The sequence below is a fragment of the Streptomyces corynorhini genome (assembly GCF_003346515.1).
Taxonomy (GTDB): Bacteria; Actinomycetota; Actinomycetes; order Streptomycetales; family Streptomycetaceae; genus Streptomyces; species Streptomyces corynorhini.
Window position 1 is genome coordinate 1 of sequence record NZ_QQNA01000156.1, and the last position, 23007, is coordinate 23007.

Sequence of the window (23007 nt, forward strand, 5' to 3'; positions counted from 1 at the left end):
GACGCGCCCTGAAGACGCGCCCCGGACGGGGGCCGGGGTACGGGGACACGCCCCGTACCCCGGCCCCCCGCCCCTCCCGTAGCTCGGGGCCCGGTAGAGCCACCCGTAGCTCTACCGGGCCTCCGGCGGCCTCTGCCGGGGCATGTTCGGCCGGGTGCCCGGCGGCAGCGGGAAGCGGCCCGTGGGCTGTACGTGCCCCTCGCTGCGCGCCCCGGCCAGCGGCAGCGACTGCATCATCAGCGGCGCGGGACCCGAGCGGAACTCGACCATCCAGTCGGCCGTCTCCACCCGCACCAGCTCCGTCACGTCCTCCGTGAACCGCCTGAGCACCGTCAGACACCGTTCGGCGGCCTCGCTCGCCGTGCCCTCCGTCGGGCCGAGCACCTCGCGCACGCACTCCGACGCCCAGTCGAACTGGAGCGTCTGGAGGCGCCGCTGCACCGCCTGCGCCGTCGCCACCGCCCGCATCCAGCCGGACGACAGCCCGCAGTACCGGTCGCACGCCACGCACGCCGCGCCCAGGATCAGCGACAGGTACCCCCAGCCGGCGGCCCCGGTCAGCGCGCCCGTCACGTCCAGCAGCGGCAGCGCCGCGCCCGCCGTCACCGCGACGGCCGTGGCGGCGCGTAAAGCGCGCGCGAAGCGTCGTTTGCGTAACCGGTCGGTCAGGTACCAGTCGACGGTACGCAAAGCCCCCGTCTCGACCCAGCGGTACAGCTCGTCGAGGCGTTCCGCCGGTTCGCCCCAGTCGCCGAGCGGGAAGGGGCCGCCCGTCAGATCGCCGTACACGGCGGCGCCCTCGGCCTCGCCGACGGCGTCCCCCGCCCCGTCCGCGCTCTCCGCGCCGCCGCCCGTGGCACCCTCGGGGCTCTCGGCGCTCTCGTAGGCCCCCTCCCCGTACCTGGCACCGGACGAGGGGCCCTCCTCCCGGGCAGGGCCTCCGGGCTGCATCTCCGGCTGGCTCACCTGGGCACTCCTCTGCGATCTGGGGTAACACTGCGTGAACGGTGCGGGTCGGACGAGTGGCGCATACGGCGCAGGTAAGGCCGCATGCACTTCCTACCGCCAAATGGTGGGCTGTGCGATCGAAATCTCGGCATTTCACCCCAGCTGAAGGCCGTGATCAGGTAGAGGAGCCGAGAGGCTCTCACTCGAAAGAGTTCGTCCCGGCGGGGTAGGGCGCGCCGGGACGGGACCACGTAGGCTCGGCTTACAGATAAATCGTCGTCTGAACGCTCAGGAGCGACCGTGATTCCCGGTGGTGGCCAGCCCAATATGCAGGATCTGCTCCAGCAGGCCCAGAAGATGCAGCAGGACCTGGCGCGAGCCCAGGAGGAGCTTGCGGCGACCGAGGTCGAGGGCCAGGCGGGCGGTGGTCTCGTCAAGGCCACGGTCAACGGCTCGGGCGAGCTGCGCGGTCTGGTGATCGACCCGAAGGCGGTGGACCCCGAGGACACGGAGACCCTCGCCGATCTGGTGGTCGCCGCCGTCCACGCGGCCAATGACAACGCGCAGCAGCTCCAGCAGGAGAAGCTCGGCCCGCTGGCGCAGGGGCTGGGCGGGATGCCGGGTCTGCCCTTCTAAGGATGGCGCGCACCAACTAGCGTACGTAAGCAGCCGACTTCACGGCAGCACCCAGCAGTACATGGCAGCACCCAGCAGCACACGGCAGCATCAGGAAGGCAATCCGTTGTACGAAGGCGTGGTCCAGGACCTCATCGACGAATTGGGCAGGCTGCCCGGCGTCGGTCCCAAGAGCGCGCAGCGGATCGCCTTCCACATCCTCCAGGCCGAGCCGACCGACGTCCGACGCCTCGCGCACTCTCTCCTTGAGGTCAAGGACAAGGTCCGTTTCTGCGTCGTGTGCGGCAATGTCGCGCAGGAGGAGCGCTGCGGGATCTGCCGCGACGCGCGCCGCGACGTCACGGTGATCTGCGTGGTGGAGGAGCCGAAGGACGTCGTCGCCGTTGAGCGGACCCGTGAGTTCCGGGGGAAGTACCACGTACTCGGCGGCGCGATCAGCCCCATCGAGGGCGTCGGCCCCGACGATCTGCGGATCCGCGAGCTGCTGGCCCGTCTCGCCGACGGTACGGTCACCGAACTCATCCTGGCGACCGACCCCAACCTGGAGGGCGAGGCCACGGCCACCTACCTCGCCCGCATGATCAAACCGATGGGGCTGCGAGTCACCCGGCTCGCCAGCGGTCTGCCCGTCGGTGGCGACCTGGAATATGCCGATGAGGTCACGCTCGGGCGGGCCTTCGAGGGGAGACGACTTCTCGATGTCTGACGCAACGCTGCACGCCGTCAACCAGGATCCGGACGACTTCGCGGTCCAGATCGCCGATCAGATCGAGAGCTTCATCGTCGCCGTCACAGAAGTGGCGAAGGGCGACGAGCCCGACAGCGCCGTACCGTTCCTGCTGCTGGAGTTCTCCCAGCTCATGCTGGCCGGTGGCCGGCTGGGCGCGCACGCGGACATCCTCCCCGACGAGCGGTACGAACCCGATCTCGGCCCCGAGCCCGACGTGGACGACCTGCGCGAGCGCTTCGCGGTCATCCTGGAGCCGATCGACGTCTACTCCGAGGTCTTCGACCCGTACGAGCCCCGCAAGGCACCGGTCCCCTCCCGTATCTCCGACGACATCGCGGGCGTCGTCACGGACCTGCGCCACGGGATGGCCCACTACCGGGCGGGCCGTACGACCGAGGCGTTGTGGTGGTGGCAGTTCTCGTACTTCTCCAACTGGGGCTCCACCGCCTCCGCCACTCTCCGCGCTCTCCAGTCCCTGGTCGCCCATGTCCGCCTGGACCAGCCGCTGCCCGCGCTCGACGGCCTGGACACCGACCAGGATCTGACGGAGGACGCCGAGGCGCTCCTCGCGGAGGAGGCCGGCCGGGTGATGGCGGAGGAGATCGCGGGCCCGCTGGGACTGCGGACGGTGCGGTAGGGCGGAGTGGTGGGGCGGAGTGGTGGGGCGGTGCGGCGCGGTGCGTAGGGCGGCGCGGTGCGTAGAGCGATGCGGTAGGGCGGCGCGGTAGGGCGCCGCCCCTCAGCCGAGGACGTGGCGCAGGTAGGACTGCGGGTCGGCGAGGTAGCGGCGGTAGTGGTCGACCAGCGTGAGGTCGCGCCAGGCCACCCGGCGCAAGCCGTGGTCGCCGACCTCCACGATGTCCGCACCCGGCAGCGCGGTCAGCAGCGGGGAGTGGGTGGCGCAGATGACCTGGCTGCCGTTCCGCACCAACTGGTCGATGTGGCCGAGCAGTTCGAGGCAGGACGCGAACGACAGCGCCGCCTCCGGCTCGTCCATGACGTACAGCCCGGCCGGGGAGAACTTCTCCCGGAACGCGGCGAGGAAGCCCTCGCCGTGGCTCACCGAATCCGGTGCGAACCCTTCCCGGTCCAGGGCGTCCATCGCGGTCTCGGCGCGGAGGAAGAACCCTTTGCGGGCGGACCAACTGGCGAGCATCCGCCGCCCGCGCGGCGCCGCGTCGAAGCGGATCCGCGCGCCGAGCACCGACTTGGGGCGCGGGCTCGCGTAACGCCAGTCGTGCGAGCCGCCCCAGGAGTCCAGACCGAAGCCCTCCGCGAGAGCCTCCACCAGCGTCGACTTCCCCGAGCCGTTCTCACCGACGAGAAACGTCACCGGCGCGGTGAAGCGCAGCCCGTCGGCCAGGAGTCCTCGCACACAGGGCACGGACCAGGGCCACTCCGCCTCTTCGTCCCGCGCGACCGTGTGTGCGTACGCACGTTCGATAATCATGGGCCGAGTCTTCCATGAGCGCCTCAGAAACGGGCGCTCGGCTCGGAGGGCGCGGCCGGGCCGGGCCGGGCACTCCCTGATCCGGCCTGCCGCCATCCGCCCGTCGTGGCCCGCGCTTCGTCAATCACGACATCATCCAGACACTCGAACTGGTGGACCTCGCCCGTTTGGTTCGGTATCGACTACAAGTTCCCTCTAGATTCGCCCGTATGGTCACATCAGCGCATGAGGCTTCTCATCGGATCTTCGAGGAGCGGCCCGAAATCCTCAGCCCTGTCTTCGGTCTCCTGGGCGTCCCGATACCCCAGAAGGCGATCGTCGAGGTCGTCAGCGGTGACGCGACGGAGATCCGGCCGCTGGAGCGCCGGGTGGACAGTGTGCTGCGCGTCGAACCGTCGGACGGTGACGGTTTCCTGCTCGCCATCGAGGCCCAGGGTCGCCGGGACGACGACAAGGCCACGAGCTGGGCGTACTACGTCGCGTACTTACAGGCGAAGTACAAGCTTCCGGTGCTCCTGCTCGTGGTCTGCCGAGACCGGTCGACCGCGACATGGGCGGCAGGGCCGTTCGAGTGCGGGGCCAGGGGCTGGACGGCGCTCAGCACGCATCCGCTGGTGCTGGGGCCGGACAACGTTCCTGTGATCACGGATGCCTCGGTAGCGGCGCGGGATCTCGGAATGGCCGCCTTCTCGGCCATGACGCATAGCGGCAGCCGGGATGCCCCGGCGATACTGGAAGCACTGGCTCGGGCCCTGCGGGCGACGGATGTGAAATCTGCCGAGTACTACGGCGACCTGTTGGACATCGGTCTCGCGGACAGCGAGGACCGTGAAAAATGGAGGGACATGATGACGTTCGTCACGCACTTCCCGGGCAGGGGAACGCTCCGCGAGGAGGCATACCTGGAAGGCAAGGCTGAAGCGAGGGCTGAAGCGAGGGCCGAGGTGAGGGCTGAGATGGTCCTGCGTCTGCTCGACCTGCGGGCGCTGCCTGTGTCCGACGACATTCGCGCACGCGTCACCGACTGCACTGACCTCGCCACCCTCGACATGTGGTTCGAGCGGGCGCTCAATGTGGCCGAGGCCGAGGCGCTGTTCACCGACGCGGCCCCGGGCGCCGACACGTAGTACGGGAGCCCGGACGCGGGCCGTGGCTCTTGCCGAGTCACGGCCCGTTTCGTCACTCGGCGCCGTAGTCCCCCGGGCTACCGGACTCCTGCGTGTACGGGTGCGTGTACGGGTGCGTGTACGGGGGCGAGTACGACGGGGGCGAGTACGACGGGTACGGGTACGGGGTCGGGGGACGCGCGTCGTCCACCGCGACGTACACGCCGACCCCTACGGCAGCGACGACAAGCGCGGCGGCGGCTGTCAGACAGACGGCGGCGCCGCGCAGGGAGTCCGGGTTCACCGCTTGTGGTCCACCTCGAACCACACGAACTTCCCGAACGGTCTCTCCCCCGTACCCCACCGCGACGCGAGCGCCTCCACCAACAACAGCCCCCGCCCGCCCTGGTCGTCGTCGGCGGGGTGCCGTACGCGCGGACGCCGGCGGTTCGCGTCGTGGCATTCGACGCGTACGTGCGCGTCCGCGAGCTGCACCTGCAACAAGAACGCCCCGCCCACGGGCACGCCGTGGCGCAGGGCGTTGGTCGATAGTTCTGAGACGCAGAGCAGGATGTCGTCCAACGCGCAGCTGTCGAGGCAGGCGTCACGCAGGACGCCCCGGGCGAATGAGCGGGCGGACGGTACGGAGGCGGCGGTGCGGGCGAAGCGCATGACGATGGCGGTGGACATGACGGTGGTCACCACTCGACCCGGTGGGGTCGGATTCCTGTGTTCATGGTCACAGCCTGGTGATGTCTGATTACGCTCGGAAGGGACGAGCCGGGTACCCAAGCTGGCGTATCTATCGGAGGTGTCGGAAGTGTCCCTTCAGAACCAGAACCCTCAGCCGCGACAGCAGTCCCAGACGCAGACCCCCATCGCCTGGCGATACGCGGGTGACCAGGTGAAACGCTGGCGTACGAAGGCGGGTCTGAGCCGGGAGGAGCTGGGCCTCGCCGCCGCGTACGCGCCGGACACGATCAAGTCGATGGAACAGGGCGTACGGATGCCGACGCCGAAGCTGCTGGACGCGGCGGATGACTTGTTCCGGGCGGAGGGGCTGCTGAGCGCGGCGAAGCAGTATCTGCGGCGGGAGAAGTTCCCGGCGCGGGCACAGGATTTCATGGCGCATGAGCGTGAGGCGATCAGCCTGTGGTGGTACGAAGTTGCTTTGATCCCAGGCTTGTTGCAGACGGACGCGTGTATGAGGAAGCTGATTGGCGGTTTCGCGCCGCCACTCGGCCAAGACGTGGTCGAAGAAAGGGTTGCAGCCCGCCGGGAGCGTCAGGAGATCCTCACCCGTAAGCCGACTGTGGCGTGCTGTTTCGTACTGTACGAATCAGCTCTGCGCGGTCCGCAGGTGGACCGAGAGCAATTGCTCCACCTCCTGAAGACGTCCGAGGCGTCTAACATCTCGCTCCAAGTGCTCCCGTTCAAGAGGGCCATTCCGGTGGCTATGGACGGCCCCATGGTGCTGCTTGAGGCGGGCGATCACGCGCACAGTGTGTATACGGAAGGCCCGTTTACGGGTGAGTTGACGTCCGATCCTGAGCAAGTCAGTCTGGCGATCGAGCGGCTTGGCATGATCCGCATGGAAGCCCTCGGGACCGAGGCTTCGACCCGCTTCCTGGAACAGATGGTGAATGAGCTATGAGCGATCAGCTGATGTGGTTCAAGTCCAGCTACAGCGGTGGCGAGGGCGGTGCCTGCGTCGAAGTCGCCCTGTCCTGGCGGAAGTCCACGTACAGCGACAGCGAGGGTGATGCCTGCGTCGAGGTAGCCACCTGCCCCACCACCACCCACATTCGCGACTCCAAACTCACCGTCAGCCCCCAACTCGCCGTCGCCGCCCACGCCTGGGGCGCCTTCCTCACGTACGCGTGCGCGGAGAACGCGGAGAACGGCGAGTCGTAGGGGCTGACGGCGCCTGCGCTGCCCGTATGGCACACCGCCGCCGCGTCTCCGCCGCCGCGCCGACCGTCCGCCGGGTCAGCTTCTCGGCGCCCCGGGCCACCGACGCGGCGAGCGTCTTGATCGAGTCGTAGACGACGCTGTGCGCCGTCAGCGGCGGTTCGGGGCCGCAGCAGTAGACCAGCGTGCTGCCCGGTGGTGTCCGGCTCGCCGAGGTGGGTGTCGAGGTCGAGCAGGCCGTACCGGTCCTGCGGGCGTACGGCCACCGAGTCGCCGACGGCGTTTCCCGAGATCCGCACTACCGGCCCTACGGGAGCGGCCCTACGGGAGCGGCGCTGCTGAATCGTTGTCTTCCAGATGCGGGTCCGGGTCCGGATATGGGTCCGGGTCCAGATGGGTCCGGGTCCGGATACGGGGCCGTCGCCGCCCGCTGGGGCGCGACGGAGGGCCCCTGGCCCGCTTTTACACAGGTCAGAGGCCCTCCACCGAAAGGGCGCGGCCCTTGTCCTGCCGCCGGATTCAGTTCCCCACACCGAGGCTGGACATGAACGCGGCCGGGTAGCGGTCGCCGCGCGCCGAGCCCGACGGCACCGCCTTCTCGATCTCGGCGAGGTCGTCCGCGCCGAGTTCCACCTCCAGCGCGGGCAGCGCCTCGGCCAGCCGCTCGCGGGTGCGGGCGCCGACCAGCGGCACGATGTCCGTACCCTGCGCGGCCACCCAGGCGATGGCCAGTTGCGCGACGGTGCACCCCTTCGCCCCGGCGACCCGGCGCAGCGCCTCCACGAGGGCGAGGTTGTGCGCCACGTTCTCCTCGGCGAAGCGCGGGCTGAAGGCGCGGTAGTCGCCGGGGGCCCCGGCGCGGTCGGCGGACCAGTGCCCGGAGATGAGGCCACGGCTGAGGACGCCGTACGCCGTCATGCCGATGCCCAGTTCCCGCAGGGTGGGCAGGACCTCCGCCTCCACCGCGCGGGAGATCAGCGAGTACTCGATCTGGAGGTCGGCGACCGGGTGTACGGCGTGGGCGCGGCGGATCGTCGCCGCGTCGACCTCCGAGAGGCCGAGATGCCGCACGTGCCCGGCGTCGATCATTTCCTTGATCGCGCCGACCGTCTCCTCGATCGGTACCGCCGGGTCCAGCCGCGCGGGGCGGTAGATGTCGATGTGGTCGGTGCCCAGCCGGGTCAGGGAGTAGGCCAGGAAGTTCTTCACCGCTTCGGGGCGGCCGTCGGTGCCGCCGAAACCGCCGTCGGGGCCTCGCAGCGCGCCGAACTTCACACTCAGCTGGTAGCTGTCCCGGTCCCGGCCGCGCAGCGCCTCGGCGAGCAGCAGCTCGTTGTGGCCCATGGCGTAGAAGTCGCCGGTGTCGATCAGGGTGACGCCTGCCTCCAGCGCGGCGTGCACGGTGGCGACGCTCTCCGCGCGCTCGGTCGGGCCGTAGGCGTCCGACATGCCCATCGCGCCCAGGCCCAGCGCGGAGACGGTCGGTCCGGTGCTGCCCAGGGTTCGTGTCCGCATCACATGCTCCTTAGTCGTCGAACTGCCTCCCACCCTGCGCCGGTGTCGCGGACCTCGAAAGCGGAGCGTTCATCATGGGAGCGGCTCTCCCTGGATCCGCCCGCTCACCGCGAGGGACCATGGGAGCCATGGGAGCCATGGAACGTGGACAGCTCGCCGATTTCCTGCGCCGCCGCCGCGAGGCGATCCGCCCGGCCGAGGTGGGCATCGCCGACGGCCCTCGCCGCCGTACGGTCGGCCTGCGCCGAGAGGAGGTGGCGATGCTCGCCGGGATGTCGGTGGACTACGTCGTACGTCTTGAGCAGGCCCGCAGCAGCCAGCCCTCGCCCCAGCTGCTCACCTCGCTGGCCAGGGCGCTGCGGCTCTCCGACGACGAGCGCGACCACCTGTTCCATCTGGCGGGACACCAGCCCCCGCCCGCCGATGGGGTGGCGCGGCTGGCCCGCGCCGGACTGGTGCGGATGCTCGACCTGCTCGGTGACACCCCGGCGCTGGTCCTGTCCGACCTGGGGGAGACCCTCGCCCAGAACCGGGCGTCCGTGCTGCTGGCGGGCGACCATCACGGGTTCTCCGGCGACCGGCGCTATGTCGTGTACCGGTGGTTCACCGACCCGGCCACCCGGGCCGCCAGTGTGCCCGAGGAGCGGGAGCACCAGGCCCGTCAGTTCGTGGCCGACCTGCGCGCGACGGTCGGCCGCCGCTCCGGCGACCCGGTGGTCACGGGGCTCGTCGAGCGGCTGCGGGCCGAGAGCGCCGACTTCCGGGCGCTCTGGTCCGAGCACCAGGTGGCGGTCCGGCGTGCCGACCGCAAGACCATCGTGCACCCGAGGGTGGGTCCCCTGGTGATGGACTGCGAGACGCTGGTCACGCCCGATCACGGGCAGCTGCTGCTGGTGCTCACCCCGGCGGACGCCGAGGCGCGCGACCGGCTGGAGCTGCTGCGGGTGCTCGGCGTCGAGGAGTTCCCCGAGGGGGTGGCGACGGACCGGTCCGTACGGTGAGGCCGAGGAAGGCGCGCGGTCAGGAGGTTCGCGTCCCCGCCCGTGGTGAGCGCGCCGCTGGTGACGTGGACGGTGTCCCCCGCCACGGCGACGGCCGTGGTGTTCCGCAGCCCGTCGTGCTGGTCGAGTACGGTGCGGCCGGGCCTGCCCGGGGTGATGAGCACGACTTCGCTGGGGAGGTTGAGGGCGGCCAGCAGCTGATCTCCCCGCCCCGTGAAGGCGAAGTCGTCGACGCTGTCCAGCCCCGCGACTTTGATCTGGGGCCTCCCCGCCGTTCCCCCGCCCGTCAGCGGGATGCGCAGGATCGTTCCGCGATCGCTGTTGGACACCCACACCGCGCCGTTGTGCACCTTCACGCCGTTGGGGCCGAAGAAGTCGGTCGGGGAGAGGTCGTGTCCACCGGCCCAGACCGTGGCCGCCCCGCCGTGCGGCCGGACCCGCCACACCTTTCCCAGCGTGGAGTCGGTGATGTAGAAGTTCCCCGTACGGCGGTCCCTGGCGAGCCCGTTGGCGAAGCTCGCCGCCGGGAGAGCCGCGAAACGGGTCGGCTCTCCGCCGGGGGGCAGCTTCCACAGGCCGGTGAGGTGGCTGTCGCCCGCCGAGTACAGGAAGTACAGGGTGCCGTCCTCGGTACGTTCGATCCCTGTCACATTGGGCGCTCCGACGCGCGGGGTGTTCACACCTCCGTCCGCGGGCAGCGGCATGGTCGCCAGCACCTCGACGCGTCCGTCGAGGGAGACGTGTGCCACCTGACGGGACAGGATGAAACCGACATCGACCGAACCGTCCGGCTCCACGACGACGCTCTCCGCCACCTGCCCGTTCGGCCGGTCGAAGTGAGCGACGACGCGCGGGTCCGAAAGGGGTGGCGTGGCCGCTTCGGCCGTTGTCGAAACCGCTGTCGAAACCGCTGTAAGGCCCATCAGCACGGCTGCCGTGGCCAGAGCAGGCCGGACGCCGAGGTGTTTCCGCACAAGTAACTCCGATCCGATGTGTTTCCTGGCGGCGGGCGAGGGGACGGCTCGTCGCGCGTATGCCCTGCTGGTCGTCGCGTGTACGCCCTGCCGGGAAACGAGCATCGGTCCCTCCCGCGCGGCCCAGCCAGTACCCCGCCCAACCCAGGAATCGCAGTACCACGCTGAGAGACGCCGGGAACCGCCTGGTGCGCGACACTGGAGACCATGAGCCTGCCGGACAACTCCCTGGGCGAGGCGCTGCGTGCCTGGCGCGATCGTCTGACGACGGAGGACGTCGGCCTGCCGGCCACCGGACGCAGGCGCACGGCCGGACTGCGTCGCGAGGAGCTGGCGTCACTCGCCGGGGTCTCCGTCGACTACCTCCTGCGCCTGGAGCAGGGCCGGGCCCGCCGCCCGTCGCGTTCCGTGGTCGCCTCGCTCGCCCGCGCGCTGCGCCTGACGGACGACGAGGCGTGCCATCTGCATCTCGTCGCGGGCCTTCTGCCGCCGACGCCGGGCCGGGTTCCGCATGAGGTATCGCCGAGCGTCGACCGGCTCGTCAGCCGGTGGGGCGATATTCCGGTGGGCGTGTTCTCGGCCTCGTGGACCCTGCTGACCTGGACGGATTCCTGGGCGGCGGTGCTGGGCGACCCGGCCGCCCGCACGCCGCGGGAACGGAACCTGGTACGAGAGGTCTTCGCCGAACCAGGTTCCGTTTCCTCCCCCACGGATCCCGCTGATCCCGTCGATCCCGCTGATCCCGTCGATCCCGCGCATCCTGTCGGCCCCACCGATCCCAGCAACCCCACCAACCCCACCAATCCCGCCAACCCCACCGACCGGAGCACCGGCGCCTTCAAAGCGGCACTGGTCGCCGATCTGCGGCTCGCTCGCGCCGCGTACCCGGGGGAGAGCGACCTCAGCGCACTGATCCACGAGACCGCGCGGGCCAGTGCCGACTTCCGGCGGCTGTGGGCGACCGCGACGCTCGGTTCGCGGCTGAGCGGCCGCAAGCGGATCCAGCACCGCCGCGTCGGAGAGATCGTGCTGGACCGTGATGTGCTGAAGGTGCCGGACCACGACGTGAGGATCGTGACGTTCACGGCCGAGCCCGGCACACCGGACGCGGAGAAGCTGGACTCGCTGCTGCGGGCCACCGCCGTTCGTACGGCACTGCCGCTCCGCGCCGGATGACCGGATTGACCGGATGACCGGATGAGGTCAGACGCTCTTCTGGCAGGTGTAGTTCGACACTGTCTTCCCTGTCTTCCCGCCATGCACCACGTACAGCTCCAGCCGGACGCACTCGGTGCCGATGCCCGACTTCAACCGCGCATCAGTCGACGACTTCGTCACTGTGGCGTCGCTGGCCGCCCAGTTCTGCGCTACCCACCCCGCCGGCTTGCCTCCTTTGCCCCGGTCCGAGATCGAATACCGCCAGTGCAGCCTCAGCTTCCGCTCTCCGCTCCGGCTCTTCGCGATCCGGACCGAGACTGTGCCTTTGCCGAGGGACTTCGCCACGCACGCGGTCACGGAGATCGGACCGGCGCTGGACGCCCCGCCCCCGCACGAGGTGGCGTGTGCCGGGGCGGCCAGGGCCAGACTCGGCGCGACCACCGCGCACGTCACCAAGAACACCTTGAAGCGATTACGCATAATTCTCCCGCACTAGGGCCATTTGATCCTGTGTTGGAGAGTTACCCGTACTTTGCGGCCTTCCAGTCGGGGCGAAGGTGATTCGCCTCTATCGTGCGAAAAGACCGGGGGAGAAATGATTCTCCAGGTGCCCTGTTGTGTACCCTGCCCGCCTCCTCCGGCCCGCCGGGTGGAGGGGTGGTCGTTTCGCGTCCCGAGCCCCGCGCCCCGAGCCCCGGGCCTCGGGTCCCGAGCCCTTCCCAGAGGAATGGGTGGTTGAGGGAAACCCTCCCTCCCTTCCCCTCTCCTCCGTCCCCGCAGATCCCTGGGCGCCTGCTCTGAGCAGACAGTATGACAATCCGTGATCAGCTTGCCACGTAACGTGGTGAACGTTTAGCGTTCCCCTCGCTTGCCTCGCTTGCTCCACTTGCCACATAAGTCGGCCCCGGCGGTGCATCAACACCACTCCGGGGCCTCACCACAGAATCGAACGAACCTCGATCATGGCTTCCACGGATTTTAGTCCCGCCCTCGCCGTTTCCGCCCACCCCCACGCCAAGCCGGGGTACGGAAAACGCTCCGCCCCCGACCAAGCCCCGCGCGGCAGCGCGGACTTCGTACACCTGCGTCCCCGGGAAGCGGCGATCGCGGCGTACATCGACCGGCTGTCCGAGGGCGCCGCGATCGGGTACAAGCCGCTCGCCGCGAACCTTGCCGACTACGGGCAGCAGGCGTGCGGCAAGGCGTTGAGATTCCTCTCCGACGCCGGTCATCTGCGCCGGGTGAAGGAGCACTTGGTGCTGGAGGACAACAGCTACCGCTGGGTCACACGTACGTACTTCTCGCGTACGGCGCGCGACGACGACTGGTGGAAGGCGTACGTGAGCGGCCTGCGCGGGATCGATCTGACCGAGCTGGAGCGGCGGTTGAGGGCGGAGCCGCGACCGGGCGCCGACGTGACCGCCGACGCCGACACGGCCGGAGACGAGGCCGCGCATGCGGGCGCAGACGTGGTCGCGGATGCGGGCGCAGGCGTGGTCGGCGGTATGGGCGTGGCCGGAGGCGCGGGCGTGGGTGTGGACGCCGAGCCGGAGCCGGTGTCCCCGCCCGAACAGGCACCCGGGGCGTTCCGTGCGGAGCCCACGGCCGCCCGTGCGGAGCCCACGGCCGCCCGTACGGAACCCGCGTCGCGACCCGCGTACCGCGTCCTCGCCCGGCTCGGCCGTACCGAACCCCGGATGACCCTGTCCGCCGCCGAATGCGCCGCCCTCGAAGCGCTCGCCGCCGAGTGGCTGGCGCGCGGTGCGACACCGGACCACATCACCCGTTCCCTGACCGCCGGGCTGCCCCAGCCCCTGCACAGCCCCGGCGCGATCGCCCGGGTCCGACTGGAGAACCACATGCCGCCCCTGCCCAGCAGCACGAGTGAGCCCGCCTACATCAGCCGTGCCGTCATGACCTGCATTTCCTGCGACAGCGACGAGACGACGACGCTGCTCCTGCGCGGCGTGTGCGTCGACTGCCGGGAGGAGATGGAGGCGTACGACGCGGCGGAGGAGACCGGGGAGATCATCGACGCCGTCCCCGACACCTTCCGCGCGGTCCCCGCCAAGGTGGAGGTGGCCCGCCGCGCCGATCAGCTGCGCGCCCTGGCCGGCCTCAAGTGCCGCCCGATCCCCGAGCCGGTGCACAGCGAAGCCGTACGCGCACACGCGACCGCGACGACCGCGACCGTGACCGCTGCGACCGCTGCGACCGCCGTGCGCGTACGGCCCCCACGAGCGACGGAGGCCGAATGAGCGTGCAAGAGATGCTGGTCAGGGCACCATGGCAGGGCACCATGGGAGGGAAGGAGGCGACACCATGACCCCCAGGACCGCTGACCGGCCCCAGCCTCAGATGTCGATCGAGGAGTTCGAAGAGCTTGAGCGCCGTGCACCCGAGATGGTGCGGCTTGAGTTCCTCAATGGAAAGATCCAGGTCAAAGCGGTGCCGGACGGTAATCACGGGCAGATCATCATGTGGCTGCTCAAGCAGTGCATGCGATGGCGCCCGGAATTGTCGCTCTTTCCGGAGCAGGGGCTGAAGATCGATTCGTACCGCAAGGGGCGGGCTCGCCCCGACGGGGTTCTGGCGCCCGAGGAACACTTCGTCGGCGCCGGGGAGTGGGCCGAGCCCAAGGGCGTCCTGATGGCGGTCGAGGTCACGTCGAAGGACCCCGACACCAATCAGCGTGACCACGTCGAGAAGCCGCAGGGCTACGCGGCGTCGGGTATCCCCGTCTACCTCCTCGTGGACCGCGAGACCTGTTCCGTCACCGTTCATGCCGAGCCCGAGGACGGCGTCTACCGCGCTGTCACCACGCGCCCCTTCGGCGCCGTCGTCGAGCTTCCCGACCCGGTCGGGATCACGCTCGAAACGGAGAAGCTCAAGGACTACGTGGACTGACGTCCGAGGTGAGCGCGGTCCGGCGCGCGCTCCCGCCCTGGCGTCCCGAGAAAGGCCGCCGCGTCCACGTGCGTGACGTGGACCACGTTTCCGCGTGCTTGTCCTCATCGGGGGCATGCATCCCCACCGAGCGGCCGTGTTCGGCGGCGGTGGTGATCACGGAGTGAGCGGGACATCTCACGATGTGGTATTACCCGGTCGAACAGCGGCCGCTCGTTAAACTGAGCCGACAGTGACTAGGGACTGAGCGAGGAGCGCACGTGGGCCTTGTCGTGCAGAAGTACGGAGGCTCCTCCGTAGCCGATGCCGAGGGCATCAAGCGGGTCGCCAAGCGAATCGTCGATGCCAAGAAGAACGGCCACCAAGTGGTCGTCGTGGTGTCGGCGATGGGCGACACGACGGACGAGCTGATCGATCTCGCCGGGCAGGTATCCCCGATTCCCGCCGGGCGTGAGTTCGACATGCTGCTGACCGCCGGAGAGCGGATCTCCATGGCCCTGCTGGCGATGGCGATCAAGAACCTGGGGCACAACGCCCAGTCGTTCACCGGCAGCCAGGCGGGCGTCATCACCGACTCGGTCCACAACAAAGCGCGCATCATCGATGTCACGCCGGGCCGGATCCGCACCGCGCTGGACGAGGGCAACATCGCCATCGTGGCCGGGTTCCAGGGGGTGTCCCAGGACAAGAAGGACATCACCACCCTGGGCCGAGGCGGTTCCGACACCACCGCGGTCGCGCTCGCGGCGGCGCTGAACGCCGAGGTCTGTGAGATCTACACCGATGTGGACGGTGTCTTCACCGCCGACCCCCGGGTCGTGACGAAGGCCCGGAAGATTGACTGGATCTCCTTCGGTGACATGCTGGAGTTGGCGAGTTCCGGCTCCAAGGTGCTGCTGCACCGGTGCGTGGAGTACGCACGCCGATACAACATCCCGATCCATGTACGGTCCTCCTTCTCGGGGCTTCCCGGCACATGGGTCAGCAACGAACCGCAAGGGGACCGCAAGGTGGAGCAGGCCATCATCTCCGGTGTCGCCCATGACACCTCCGAGGCGAAGATCACGGTCGTCGGTGTCCCCGACAAGCCCGGCGAGGCCGCGACGATCTTCCGGTCCATCGCGGACAACGAGATCAACATCGACATGATCGTGCAGAACGTCTCCGCGGCGTCGACCGGTCTCACCGACATCTCCTTCACCCTCCCGAAGACCGAGGGCCGCAAGGCGATCGACGCGCTGGAGAAGCTGAAGCCGAAGATCGGCTTCCACTCGCTCAGGTATGACGACCAGATCGCCAAGATCTCGCTGGTCGGCGCGGGCATGAAGACCAACCCGGGCGTGACCGCCGGCTTCTTCGAGGCGCTGTCGGACGCGGGGGTGAACATCGAGTTGATCTCGACATCCGAGATCCGCATCTCGGTGGTCACGCGCGCCGACGAGGTCAACGAGGCGGTACGGGCCGTGCACACCGCGTTCGGTCTGGACAGCGACTCCGACGAGGCCGTGGTGTACGGCGGCACCGGGCGGTAGTGGTGGCGCGGTGGCAAGCGGCGCGGTAGCGGCGGTGGTGGCGGTAGCGGCGCTGGTGGCGGCGCGGTAGTCGCGGTCGCGGTGGCGGCCCGTGGGAGCCCGTAGCCGGTCGGAGCCCGTAGCTGGTCGGAGCCTGTAGCCGGTCGGAGCTAGCCGGTCGGAGCCCGCAACCGGTCGGAGCCCGTAGCAGTCCGTAGGCGGGAGTACGTGATGGACGGCAAGCCGACGCTTGCGGTCGTGGGGGCGACCGGGGACGTCGGCTCCGTCATGCTCCAGATCCTGTCGCAGCACGCGGACGTCTGGGGTGAGATCCGGCTCGTCGACGCGCCGCGCGCGGACGGCGGTGGCGGTACGGGTGGCGACGCGCTGTCCGTACGCGGTGTGCCGACCGAGGTCGTCGCGCTCCGCGAGGCCGCTTTCGACGGTGTCGACGTCGCGCTGTTCCTCGTACCGGACAAGGTGTCCGTCCAGTGGGCACCCGTCGCCGCCGCGAAGGGCGTGGTGGTCATCGACCGGTCCGCCGCCTTCCGGCTGGACCCGGACGTCCCGCTGGTCGTGCCCGAGGTGAACCCCCACGCCGTACGCGCCCGGCCGCGCTCCATCGTCGCGAGCCCGGGGTGCGCCACGCTGGCGATGATCGTCGCGGTGGGCGCGCTGCACGCGGAGTTCGGGGTGTGCGAGCTGGTCGTCTCCTCGTACCAGGCGGCCAGCGCCACGGGCCGGGACGGCGTCGGTGCGCTGCGCGAGCAGCTCTCCCTGGTCGCCGGTACGGAGCTGGGGACGCGTCCGGGCGATGTGCGCCGGGCGGTCGGCGACACCACCGGGCCGTTCCCCGCGCCGCTGGCGCTCAACGTGGTGCCGTGGGCGGGAGCCCTGGAGGCGGACGGCTGGTCCTCGGAGGAGCTGGCGATCCGCGAGGAGACGCGCAAGGTTCTCGGGCTGCCGCGGCTGCCGGTGGTGGCGACCTGCGTACAGGTCCCGGTGATCACGGCACATTCCATGTCCGTACACGCGCGCTTCGAGCGGGAGGTCACCGTCGAGCGGGCGCACGAGATCCTGGCGACCTCGCCGGGTGTCGTGCTGTTCGACAACCCGGGGGCGGCCGACTTTCCCACCCCGGCCGACGTGGTGGGCACCGATCCGACCTGGGTGGGACGGGTGCGCCGGTCGCCGGACGACCCCAGGGCGCTGCAGCTGTTCGTGTGCGGCGACAACCTGCGCAAGGGCGCGGCCCTGAACGCGGCCCAGATCGCCGAGGCCGTGGCCGTCGAGCTGACGAAGCCGTGACGGGGCCTGGAGCAGGCAGAGTGCCTGGAGCTGTGACGGGGCCTGAAGCCGTCATGGTGCCTGGAGCTGTGACGGGGCCTGGAGCAGGCGTGGGTCTTGGAGCTGCCATGGGGCTTTTGCGCGCTACGTGCGCGGTGCGACTCCGGACAAGTCGGTAACTCCGGCCCGTGGCCGGGTAGTCGGCCGAAATCGGAAGCTGTGAATCCTCAAAACTTTGTAAGATCCTTGTGAGCGCCCTGTGGATAAGTCGCCTGTCTGTGCCACTTGAACTGGGGCGTTGTCTTGTTCGACGATGCGTGTGCGCCTTTCTGTGACTGCACTGCAACCGCCGGCCGACCGGAAAGCGTCTCTGCGGTCGCCCCTGTGCGGTGCCGCACGAATGGGGCATAGGGGGAGATCGGTTACGCATGAGGGTATTTGGTGCAACGTCAAACGGGGTGGCGTGCGCGTACAACCCTGGCGGGGGGAAGCGTGTCCAACAGGCGTGGCAGAGGTTCTCGACATCACAGCGATCGGCCCCCTTCGCGGCCCGGCGGTACGCCCCGCGCGGCGGCCCCGTGTGTCGGGCGGTGGTATGCCGGTGATCGCGCGCATGCCTGCCGCCAGGCCCGCCCGGATACCGTCCCAGCGCGAAGGCGTTGAGGACACGGTGGCCGCGGGGACCACCGTCGACCATCTCACCGAGACCTACCGGGCGCACTACCGCTCGCTCCTCGGCCTCGCCGCGCTGCTGCTGGACGACACGGCCTCCTGCGAGGACGTCGTCCAGGAGGCGTTCATCCGGGTGCACTCCGCGCGCAACCGGGTGCGGGAGCCGGAGAAGACGCTCGCGTACCTGCGCCAGACGGTGGTGAACCTGTCGCGTTCCGCGCTGCGCCGCCGGATCCTGGGGCTCAAGCTGCTGTCGAAGCCGATGCCCGACATGGCGAGCGCCGAGGAGGGCGCGTACGACCTGCTGGAGCGGGACGCGCTGATCAAGGCGATGCGCGGACTGCAGCGCAGGCAGCGGGAGGTGCTCTCCCTGCGGTACTTCGCGGACATGACCGAGGCGCAGGTCGCCGAGGCGCTGGGGATATCCCTGGGCTCCGTGAAGGCGTACGGGTCGCGCGGCATCGCGGCGCTGCGCGTCGCCATGGAGGCCACGTCGTGAGCGGGGCCGACAAGGACGGCAAGGACCGCGAGGCCGGGGTGGACCGCGAGGCCGGAGAAGGCCGCGAGGGCCGCGAGGGGCGCGAGGGCCGCGAGGGGCGCGAGAAGGATCAGGACGGTCCGGATATCGGGCCGTTGCGTGACGTGACTGGGAACGGAACTGTGGACAACGGGCCGGAGAACGAGCTGAGCGGCCGTGGCGCCGAGGGCGCGAAGGCCGAGGGCGAGGGCGAGAGCGCCGACGGCGGGACCACCGGTGGTGAGGGCGCCGCCGGTGAGGACGCCGCCGGTGAGGACGCAGGTGTTGAGGGCGCCGGTCGTGAGGACGCCGGTCGTGACGGGTTCGGCGCGGGCGACTCCGCCGTCACTCTTGCCTTTCCGGGCATCGCGGCGGACGCGCACGGCGCGCACGGTGCGTCTGACACGCACGGCGCATCGGACGCTGACGCTCCGGAAGGTGCCTTCTCCGATACGCACTACGACCTGAACGGTCTCCTGGACGGGGACGAGCTGGCGCTGCGCCGTCTGATGCACGGTGCCGTGGGTGAGCTGAAGCCCTCGGACGGCGCCCTCGACCATCTGCGCAGGGCGGTACCGACCAGGCGGGCCAGGAAGCGTCAGGCCGTCGTCGGGATGGCCGCCGCCGCGCTGCTGCTGGGCACGGCGGTCCCCGCGTTCGTCCACGTCGCGAACTCGACCAGCACCGACGGGCCCACCTCCGTCGCCGCCGGGCACGGTGAGGAGGCCCAGGGGGGGACGGGCGCCGACAAGGGGTCCGCCGACGGCAAGAAGGACACGGACCGCCCCTCGGACAAGGTGTCTGAGGCGGAGGACGATCCCGAGCACTCGGAGAAGCCCGCCGGCGCCGCGTCCGGCTCCGCGGGAAGCGGCAAGGGCGGCGGTTCCGACCACCGGGACGACGCCATGAGCGGCCTCTCCCCGAGGGCGGTGAGCTGCGGCGCGGGCCAGCTGAACGTCACGTCACAGACGGCGGGAGCCCCGGACGCGTCGGGCAAGGTGTACGGCACGTTCCGTATCACCAATGTCTCCGGCTCGGCCTGTACGGTCACCGGCAGCGGTACGGTCGGCATCAGCGTCGGGGGCGCGGCCGACGCCTCCAGGATCGGCGTCGCCTCGCACATGGCGGGCGACGAGGCCACCGGGCTGCCCGATCCCTCGCTCTCGGTCGCGTCGCTGTCGCTGGCGCCGAACGGTTCGTACGAGGTGAAGTTCGCCTGGGTGCCCTCGGACACCTGCCCGACCTCCGGCTCCTCGCCCGACCCCTCCCCCTCGGAGGACACCTCGGGAGGGACACCCGGCGGCGCTGACGGCGGCACCGTGGACAGCGGCGGTACCGGCAGCGGCACCGATGCGCAGCTCGGCGCCGACGAGGGTACGCAGGACGGCAGCGTCCACGTCTCCCACACCACGGCGGCCGGTGCGCCCACGGCGTCGGCGACCATCCCCAACGCCTGCGCCGGCACGGTCTACCGGACCGGGCTGCTCAGCGCTTCGTAACGGCCCGGCGGCCGGCCCGGACGGACGGATAACGCCGACCGGACGTGCGGACGGGGACGCGCCGACCGGACGTGCAGACCGGGACGCGCCTGACGGGGATGCGCAGACCGGGAAGCGCCTGACGGACACCGGGACCGGCACGGGGGTGACCGGCCACGGCGACTGAAACGGCGACCGGCCACGGCGACCGGCCACGGCGACCGGCCGTCGCGGCCCAGCGGGTCGCCGGTTCCGTGCCGGTTCTACGCCGCGGTTTCCAGGCCGAGCGCCTGGTCCCTGAGCGTCTCCGCCTCACGCCGGACCAGCCGGAACCACATAAAGCCCACGAACCCGGCGAAGACGAACCACTCGCCCGTGTAGCCGAGGTTCTGGAACGCCTTGAGGTCCAGCCCGCTGTTCTGCGGCGCCGCCGCCGGGACGGCCCGCAGCCCGTCCGGCGCGTCCGTGACGGTCACCCAGGCGTTGTACACGTCGTACGGCACGACGTTGAGCAGCGACGCCGCGCTGATCATGGCGAGCTGTCCGCTCGGCAGACCGCCTCCCGCCGTCACCCCGCTGGACCCGGTGGACTCGGACGCCTGGAGCGAACCGGTGACGGTCACCTCGCCCTTGGGCGGCGCGGGCGCCGTCCTGCCCTCGGCCAGCCAGCCCCGCACCACGGGCAGCGCCTTGCCGTCGTCGCTGCGCAGCATGGTCAGGACGTACGCCCCGTTCGCGCCGTCCAGCGTCCGGTTGGGGACCAGGAACTGGTCCTCGTACCGTCCGCTCGCCGTGACGTGCCGTCCCGACGTCTCCTGATCGACGGGGAGCAGCGTCGCGAGGGGGACGGCGGGTCGCTCGCCGGGATCGGGGCGGGTCTTGGCCGCCTCGTGGCTCTCGACACGGGCCTCGAACCGTCCGAGCTGCCATGTCCCCATGAAGACGCAGAAGGGGATCGCCAGCAGGACGAAGAGGTTGATCCCCAACCAGCGCGGAGTCACCAGAAACCGGTACACCCCTCCACGGTACGGAACGCCGCGCCGCCGCCCGGTCCCGGGGCCACCCTTACGCCCCGGGACCGCCGTTACGTCCCGTAAAGAGCAGCCGTCCGGCTCGGGACAGCCACCCGCGGCAGCCACCCGGGACAGCTACCCGCAGCAGCCATCCACAGCAGTCACCCAGGACGACCACCCGGGACGACCACCCGGGACGACCACCAGGGACGCCCTCCCGGGCCGGCCGTCCCGGCCGTTCAGTCGTTCAGCCCGAGGTGCCTCCTCACGAAGTCCATCTCCAGCCTGACCTGCTTGACGCGCTCCTCCACCACCAGCGATCCGTGTCCCGCGTCGTACCGGTACACCTCGTGGACCGCGTCCCTGGCCGCGAGCCGGTCCACATAGTTCTCCACCTGACGGATCGGGCAGCGCGGGTCGTTCACGCCCGCCGAGATGTAGACCGGGGCCTTCACCGCGTCGACGTACGTCAGTGGGGACGACGCCTCGAAGCGCTCGGGCACCTCCTCGGGGGCGCCGCCCAGCAGGGTGCGGTCCATCGCCTTCAGGGCCTCCATTTCGTCGTGGTACGCCGTCACGTAGTCGGCGACCGGGACCGCGGCGAGCCCCACGGCCCAGCTGTCCGGCTGGGTGCCGAGGCCGAGGAGGGTGAGATAGCCACCCCAGGAGCCGCCCGCCAAAACCAGCTTCGCCGGGTCGGCGAGCCCGGAGTCGACCGCCCACGCGCGGACCGCCGCGATGTCCTCCAGCTCGATCAGCCCGACCCGGTGCTTGAGGGCGTCCGTCCACTCCCGGCCGTACCCCGTCGACCCCCGGTAGTTGACGCGGACGACCGCGAAACCGTGGTCGACCCAGGCCGCCGGGCCCGCGGCGAACGCGTCGCTGTCGTGCCAGGTCGGGCCGCCGTGGATCTCGAAGACCGTGGGGAAGGGGCCCTCACCCGCGGGCCGCTGCACCAGCGCGTGCACCCGGCCGCCGGGCCCCTCGGCCCAGGCGTCCTCCACCGGCACGGACGCGGGCGCCCGCATCCCCGGCGGATCGAGCACGACGCCGCCAGCGGTGGAGCGCACCTCCGGCGGCCTGGCCGCCGACGACCACAGATACTCGACGCTGCCGTCCGGCCGGGCGGTCGCCCCGGAGACCGTCCCGGTCGGGGTCTCCACCTGGATCAGCGCGCTCTTGGCGAAGTCGTAGCGCCACAGCTCGGCGCGCGCCTCGAAACTGTGCGAGACGAGCAGCCCCGACCCGTCCGGATACCACTCGGCGTTGACGTCGCCGGGCAGCTCGATCGCCAGATCGGTCTCCTCGCCGGTCAGCGGATTCCAGACGAGGGGCTCCCAGCGACCCCGGCGCTGATGGCCGACGAGCAGCCTGCCGTCCCCGTCGACCGGGGCGAAGCCCAGCACCTCCAGGCCCAGCTCGCGGGTGCCGCCCACGGTGTCGTCCAGCTCGCCCACCACCGAGCCGTCCAGCCGCAGCACCCGCAGCGCGGAGTGCATCGCGTCCCCGTGCTCGGTGTGCTCGACCGCGAGCAGCGTGGAGTCGTGGGAGAGGTCCCCGACCCCGGCCGACTCCCGGTGCCGGTAGATCTCGACGGGCGGCTCGCCGGGCCGGACGACATGCACCGTAGAGCCGTCCTCGTCGGTCGACCGGCCGACCACCGCCGTGCCGTCCCGGCCCAGGGCGAGCCCGGCCGAATAGGAGGGATCGAGGCCGGGGGCCGCGGGCTCGTCCCGGTCGGACGGGGCGCCCCCGGCGGCCGTGGCCAGGAAGGGCTGGCGCATCCAGACGCCGAACTCGTCCCCGTCGGTGTCCGAGAACCACCAGATCCACTCGCCGTCCGGCGTGAGCGCGCCGTCCGTCGTCCCGTTCGGCCGATCGGTCACCTGGCGCTGCTCACCGATCGCGCGATCCCACGCGTACAGCTCGTACGTCCCTGTCGCGTTGGACACGAACAGGGATCGCGCGGGCGCGTCCCGCGCCCAGTCGGGCAGGGAAACCCGGGGCGCCCGGAAGCGCTTCTCCCACTCCGGCATCGGATCCTGCGTCGCATCGGTGATCTCAGTCATGACCCCATTCTGCGCCCGGCGCCTGACATCGCGTTCGCCTCGGCCCCAGCCTGTGGATAACTTCGGTGATCCGGCTCCCGGCGGGCCGTTCCAGCAGGCCGGCGAGGTGTGAAGTGATCTCCCA

At 70.5% G+C, this 23007-nt stretch carries 22 protein-coding genes; 14 read left to right on the forward strand and 8 right to left on the reverse strand.

The genetic code is table 11. The features are described 5' to 3' along the window. Positions 1–111: 111 nt before the first annotated feature. Positions 112–966, reverse strand: a complete 855-nt coding sequence (locus DVH02_RS19800; RefSeq protein ID WP_114625166.1) for an SLATT domain-containing protein — start codon at positions 964–966, stop codon at positions 112–114. 282 nt (positions 967–1248) lie between these two features. Here DVH02_RS19800 and DVH02_RS19805 point away from each other — a divergent pair, with 282 nt between their 5' ends. From DVH02_RS19805 to DVH02_RS19815, 3 genes are all read left to right on the forward strand, one after another. Beyond that, positions 1249–1584: a YbaB/EbfC family nucleoid-associated protein gene (locus DVH02_RS19805; protein ID WP_114625167.1), complete on the forward strand. Its 336-nt coding sequence runs from the start codon at positions 1249–1251 to the stop codon at positions 1582–1584. Positions 1585–1690: 106 nt separating this feature from the next. Further along, positions 1691–2290, forward strand: coding sequence for a recombination mediator RecR (gene recR / locus DVH02_RS19810; protein WP_114625168.1), 600 nt, complete (start codon positions 1691–1693; stop codon positions 2288–2290). Then, a complete protein-coding gene (locus DVH02_RS19815; protein ID WP_114625169.1) occupies positions 2283–2951 on the forward strand; it encodes a DUF5063 domain-containing protein in 669 nt (222 codons plus the stop codon). The genes recR and DVH02_RS19815 overlap by 8 nt, the downstream gene beginning before the upstream one ends. Positions 2952–3053: 102 nt before the next feature. Here the strand turns inward: DVH02_RS19815 and DVH02_RS19820 are convergent, their stop codons facing one another. Continuing rightward, the gene (locus DVH02_RS19820; RefSeq protein ID WP_114625170.1) at positions 3054–3764 is read right to left on the reverse strand and encodes an AAA family ATPase; all 711 of its coding nucleotides are present in this window, start codon (positions 3762–3764) and stop codon (positions 3054–3056) included. Positions 3765–3973: 209 nt separating this feature from the next. On the opposite strand from DVH02_RS19820, the gene DVH02_RS19825 reads away from it, so the two are divergent. After that, the gene (locus tag DVH02_RS19825; RefSeq protein WP_114625171.1) at positions 3974–4891 is read left to right on the forward strand and encodes a hypothetical protein; all 918 of its coding nucleotides are present in this window, start codon (positions 3974–3976) and stop codon (positions 4889–4891) included. Positions 4892–4943: 52 nt separating this feature from the next. Here DVH02_RS19825 and DVH02_RS19830 read toward each other — a convergent pair whose 3' ends face one another. Next, on the reverse strand, positions 4944–5174 hold the full coding sequence (locus DVH02_RS19830; protein WP_114625172.1) for a hypothetical protein: 231 nt from the start codon (positions 5172–5174) through the stop codon (positions 4944–4946). After that, entirely contained in the window at positions 5171–5560 is a 390-nt protein-coding gene (locus tag DVH02_RS19835) for an ATP-binding protein (RefSeq protein WP_114625191.1), read from the reverse strand. Before DVH02_RS19835 ends, DVH02_RS19830 begins: the two co-directional genes overlap by 4 nt. Before the next feature lie 130 nt (positions 5561–5690). Between DVH02_RS19835 and DVH02_RS19840 the strand changes: the two genes are divergently transcribed. Beyond that, complete coding sequence (locus DVH02_RS19840; RefSeq protein WP_114625173.1) at positions 5691–6524, forward strand: helix-turn-helix domain-containing protein; 834 nt, start codon at positions 5691–5693, stop codon at positions 6522–6524. Then, positions 6521–6784: a DUF397 domain-containing protein gene (locus DVH02_RS19845; protein ID WP_114625174.1), complete on the forward strand. Its 264-nt coding sequence runs from the start codon at positions 6521–6523 to the stop codon at positions 6782–6784. The genes DVH02_RS19840 and DVH02_RS19845 overlap by 4 nt, the downstream gene beginning before the upstream one ends. A 516-nt stretch (positions 6785–7300) precedes the next feature. On the opposite strand, the gene DVH02_RS19850 is transcribed toward DVH02_RS19845, so the two are convergent. Continuing rightward, positions 7301–8296 (reverse strand): aldo/keto reductase, encoded by a 996-nt coding sequence (locus DVH02_RS19850; RefSeq protein ID WP_114625175.1) that lies wholly within the window; start codon positions 8294–8296, stop codon positions 7301–7303. 137 nt (positions 8297–8433) lie between these two features. On the opposite strand from DVH02_RS19850, the gene DVH02_RS19855 reads away from it, so the two are divergent. Together DVH02_RS19855 and DVH02_RS36785 are read left to right on the forward strand one after the other, a co-directional pair. Continuing rightward, a complete protein-coding gene (locus DVH02_RS19855) occupies positions 8434–9297 on the forward strand; it encodes a helix-turn-helix transcriptional regulator (protein ID WP_114625192.1) in 864 nt (287 codons plus the stop codon). A gap of 1181 nt (positions 9298–10478) precedes the next feature. Further along, on the forward strand, positions 10479–11447 hold the full coding sequence (locus DVH02_RS36785; protein ID WP_158575914.1) for a helix-turn-helix transcriptional regulator: 969 nt from the start codon (positions 10479–10481) through the stop codon (positions 11445–11447). A gap of 27 nt (positions 11448–11474) precedes the next feature. Here the strand turns inward: DVH02_RS36785 and DVH02_RS34850 are convergent, their stop codons facing one another. Then, a complete protein-coding gene (locus DVH02_RS34850) occupies positions 11475–11909 on the reverse strand; it encodes a hypothetical protein (RefSeq protein ID WP_147286089.1) in 435 nt (144 codons plus the stop codon). Positions 11910–12391: 482 nt separating this feature from the next. Here DVH02_RS34850 and DVH02_RS35220 point away from each other — a divergent pair, with 482 nt between their 5' ends. The 6 genes from DVH02_RS35220 (at position 12392) to DVH02_RS19905 (ending at position 19822) form a co-directional block, all read left to right on the forward strand. Next, the gene (locus DVH02_RS35220) at positions 12392–13687 is read left to right on the forward strand and encodes a hypothetical protein (RefSeq protein WP_158575915.1); all 1296 of its coding nucleotides are present in this window, start codon (positions 12392–12394) and stop codon (positions 13685–13687) included. 64 nt (positions 13688–13751) lie between these two features. Further along, positions 13752–14336: a Uma2 family endonuclease gene (locus DVH02_RS19885; RefSeq protein WP_114625178.1), complete on the forward strand. Its 585-nt coding sequence runs from the start codon at positions 13752–13754 to the stop codon at positions 14334–14336. Positions 14337–14596: 260 nt separating this feature from the next. Beyond that, positions 14597–15868, forward strand: a complete 1272-nt coding sequence (locus DVH02_RS19890) for an aspartate kinase (protein WP_114625179.1) — start codon at positions 14597–14599, stop codon at positions 15866–15868. A 210-nt stretch (positions 15869–16078) separates the two neighbouring features. Beyond that, positions 16079–17155, forward strand: a complete 1077-nt coding sequence (locus tag DVH02_RS19895; protein WP_114625180.1) for an aspartate-semialdehyde dehydrogenase — start codon at positions 16079–16081, stop codon at positions 17153–17155. A gap of 484 nt (positions 17156–17639) precedes the next feature. After that, complete coding sequence (locus tag DVH02_RS19900) at positions 17640–18305, forward strand: SigE family RNA polymerase sigma factor (RefSeq protein WP_199566348.1); 666 nt, start codon at positions 17640–17642, stop codon at positions 18303–18305. Then, positions 18302–19822: a DUF4232 domain-containing protein gene (locus DVH02_RS19905; protein ID WP_233518334.1), complete on the forward strand. Its 1521-nt coding sequence runs from the start codon at positions 18302–18304 to the stop codon at positions 19820–19822. Before DVH02_RS19900 ends, DVH02_RS19905 begins: the two co-directional genes overlap by 4 nt. Before the next feature lie 242 nt (positions 19823–20064). On the opposite strand, the gene DVH02_RS19910 is transcribed toward DVH02_RS19905, so the two are convergent. Further along, positions 20065–20817: an SURF1 family protein gene (locus DVH02_RS19910; RefSeq protein WP_114625182.1), complete on the reverse strand. Its 753-nt coding sequence runs from the start codon at positions 20815–20817 to the stop codon at positions 20065–20067. A gap of 236 nt (positions 20818–21053) precedes the next feature. Then, positions 21054–22883 carry a S9 family peptidase gene (locus DVH02_RS19915; protein WP_114625183.1) on the reverse strand — a complete coding sequence of 610 codons (1830 nt, stop codon included), beginning with the start codon at positions 22881–22883 and terminating at the stop codon, positions 21054–21056. Positions 22884–23007 lie beyond the last annotated feature (124 nt).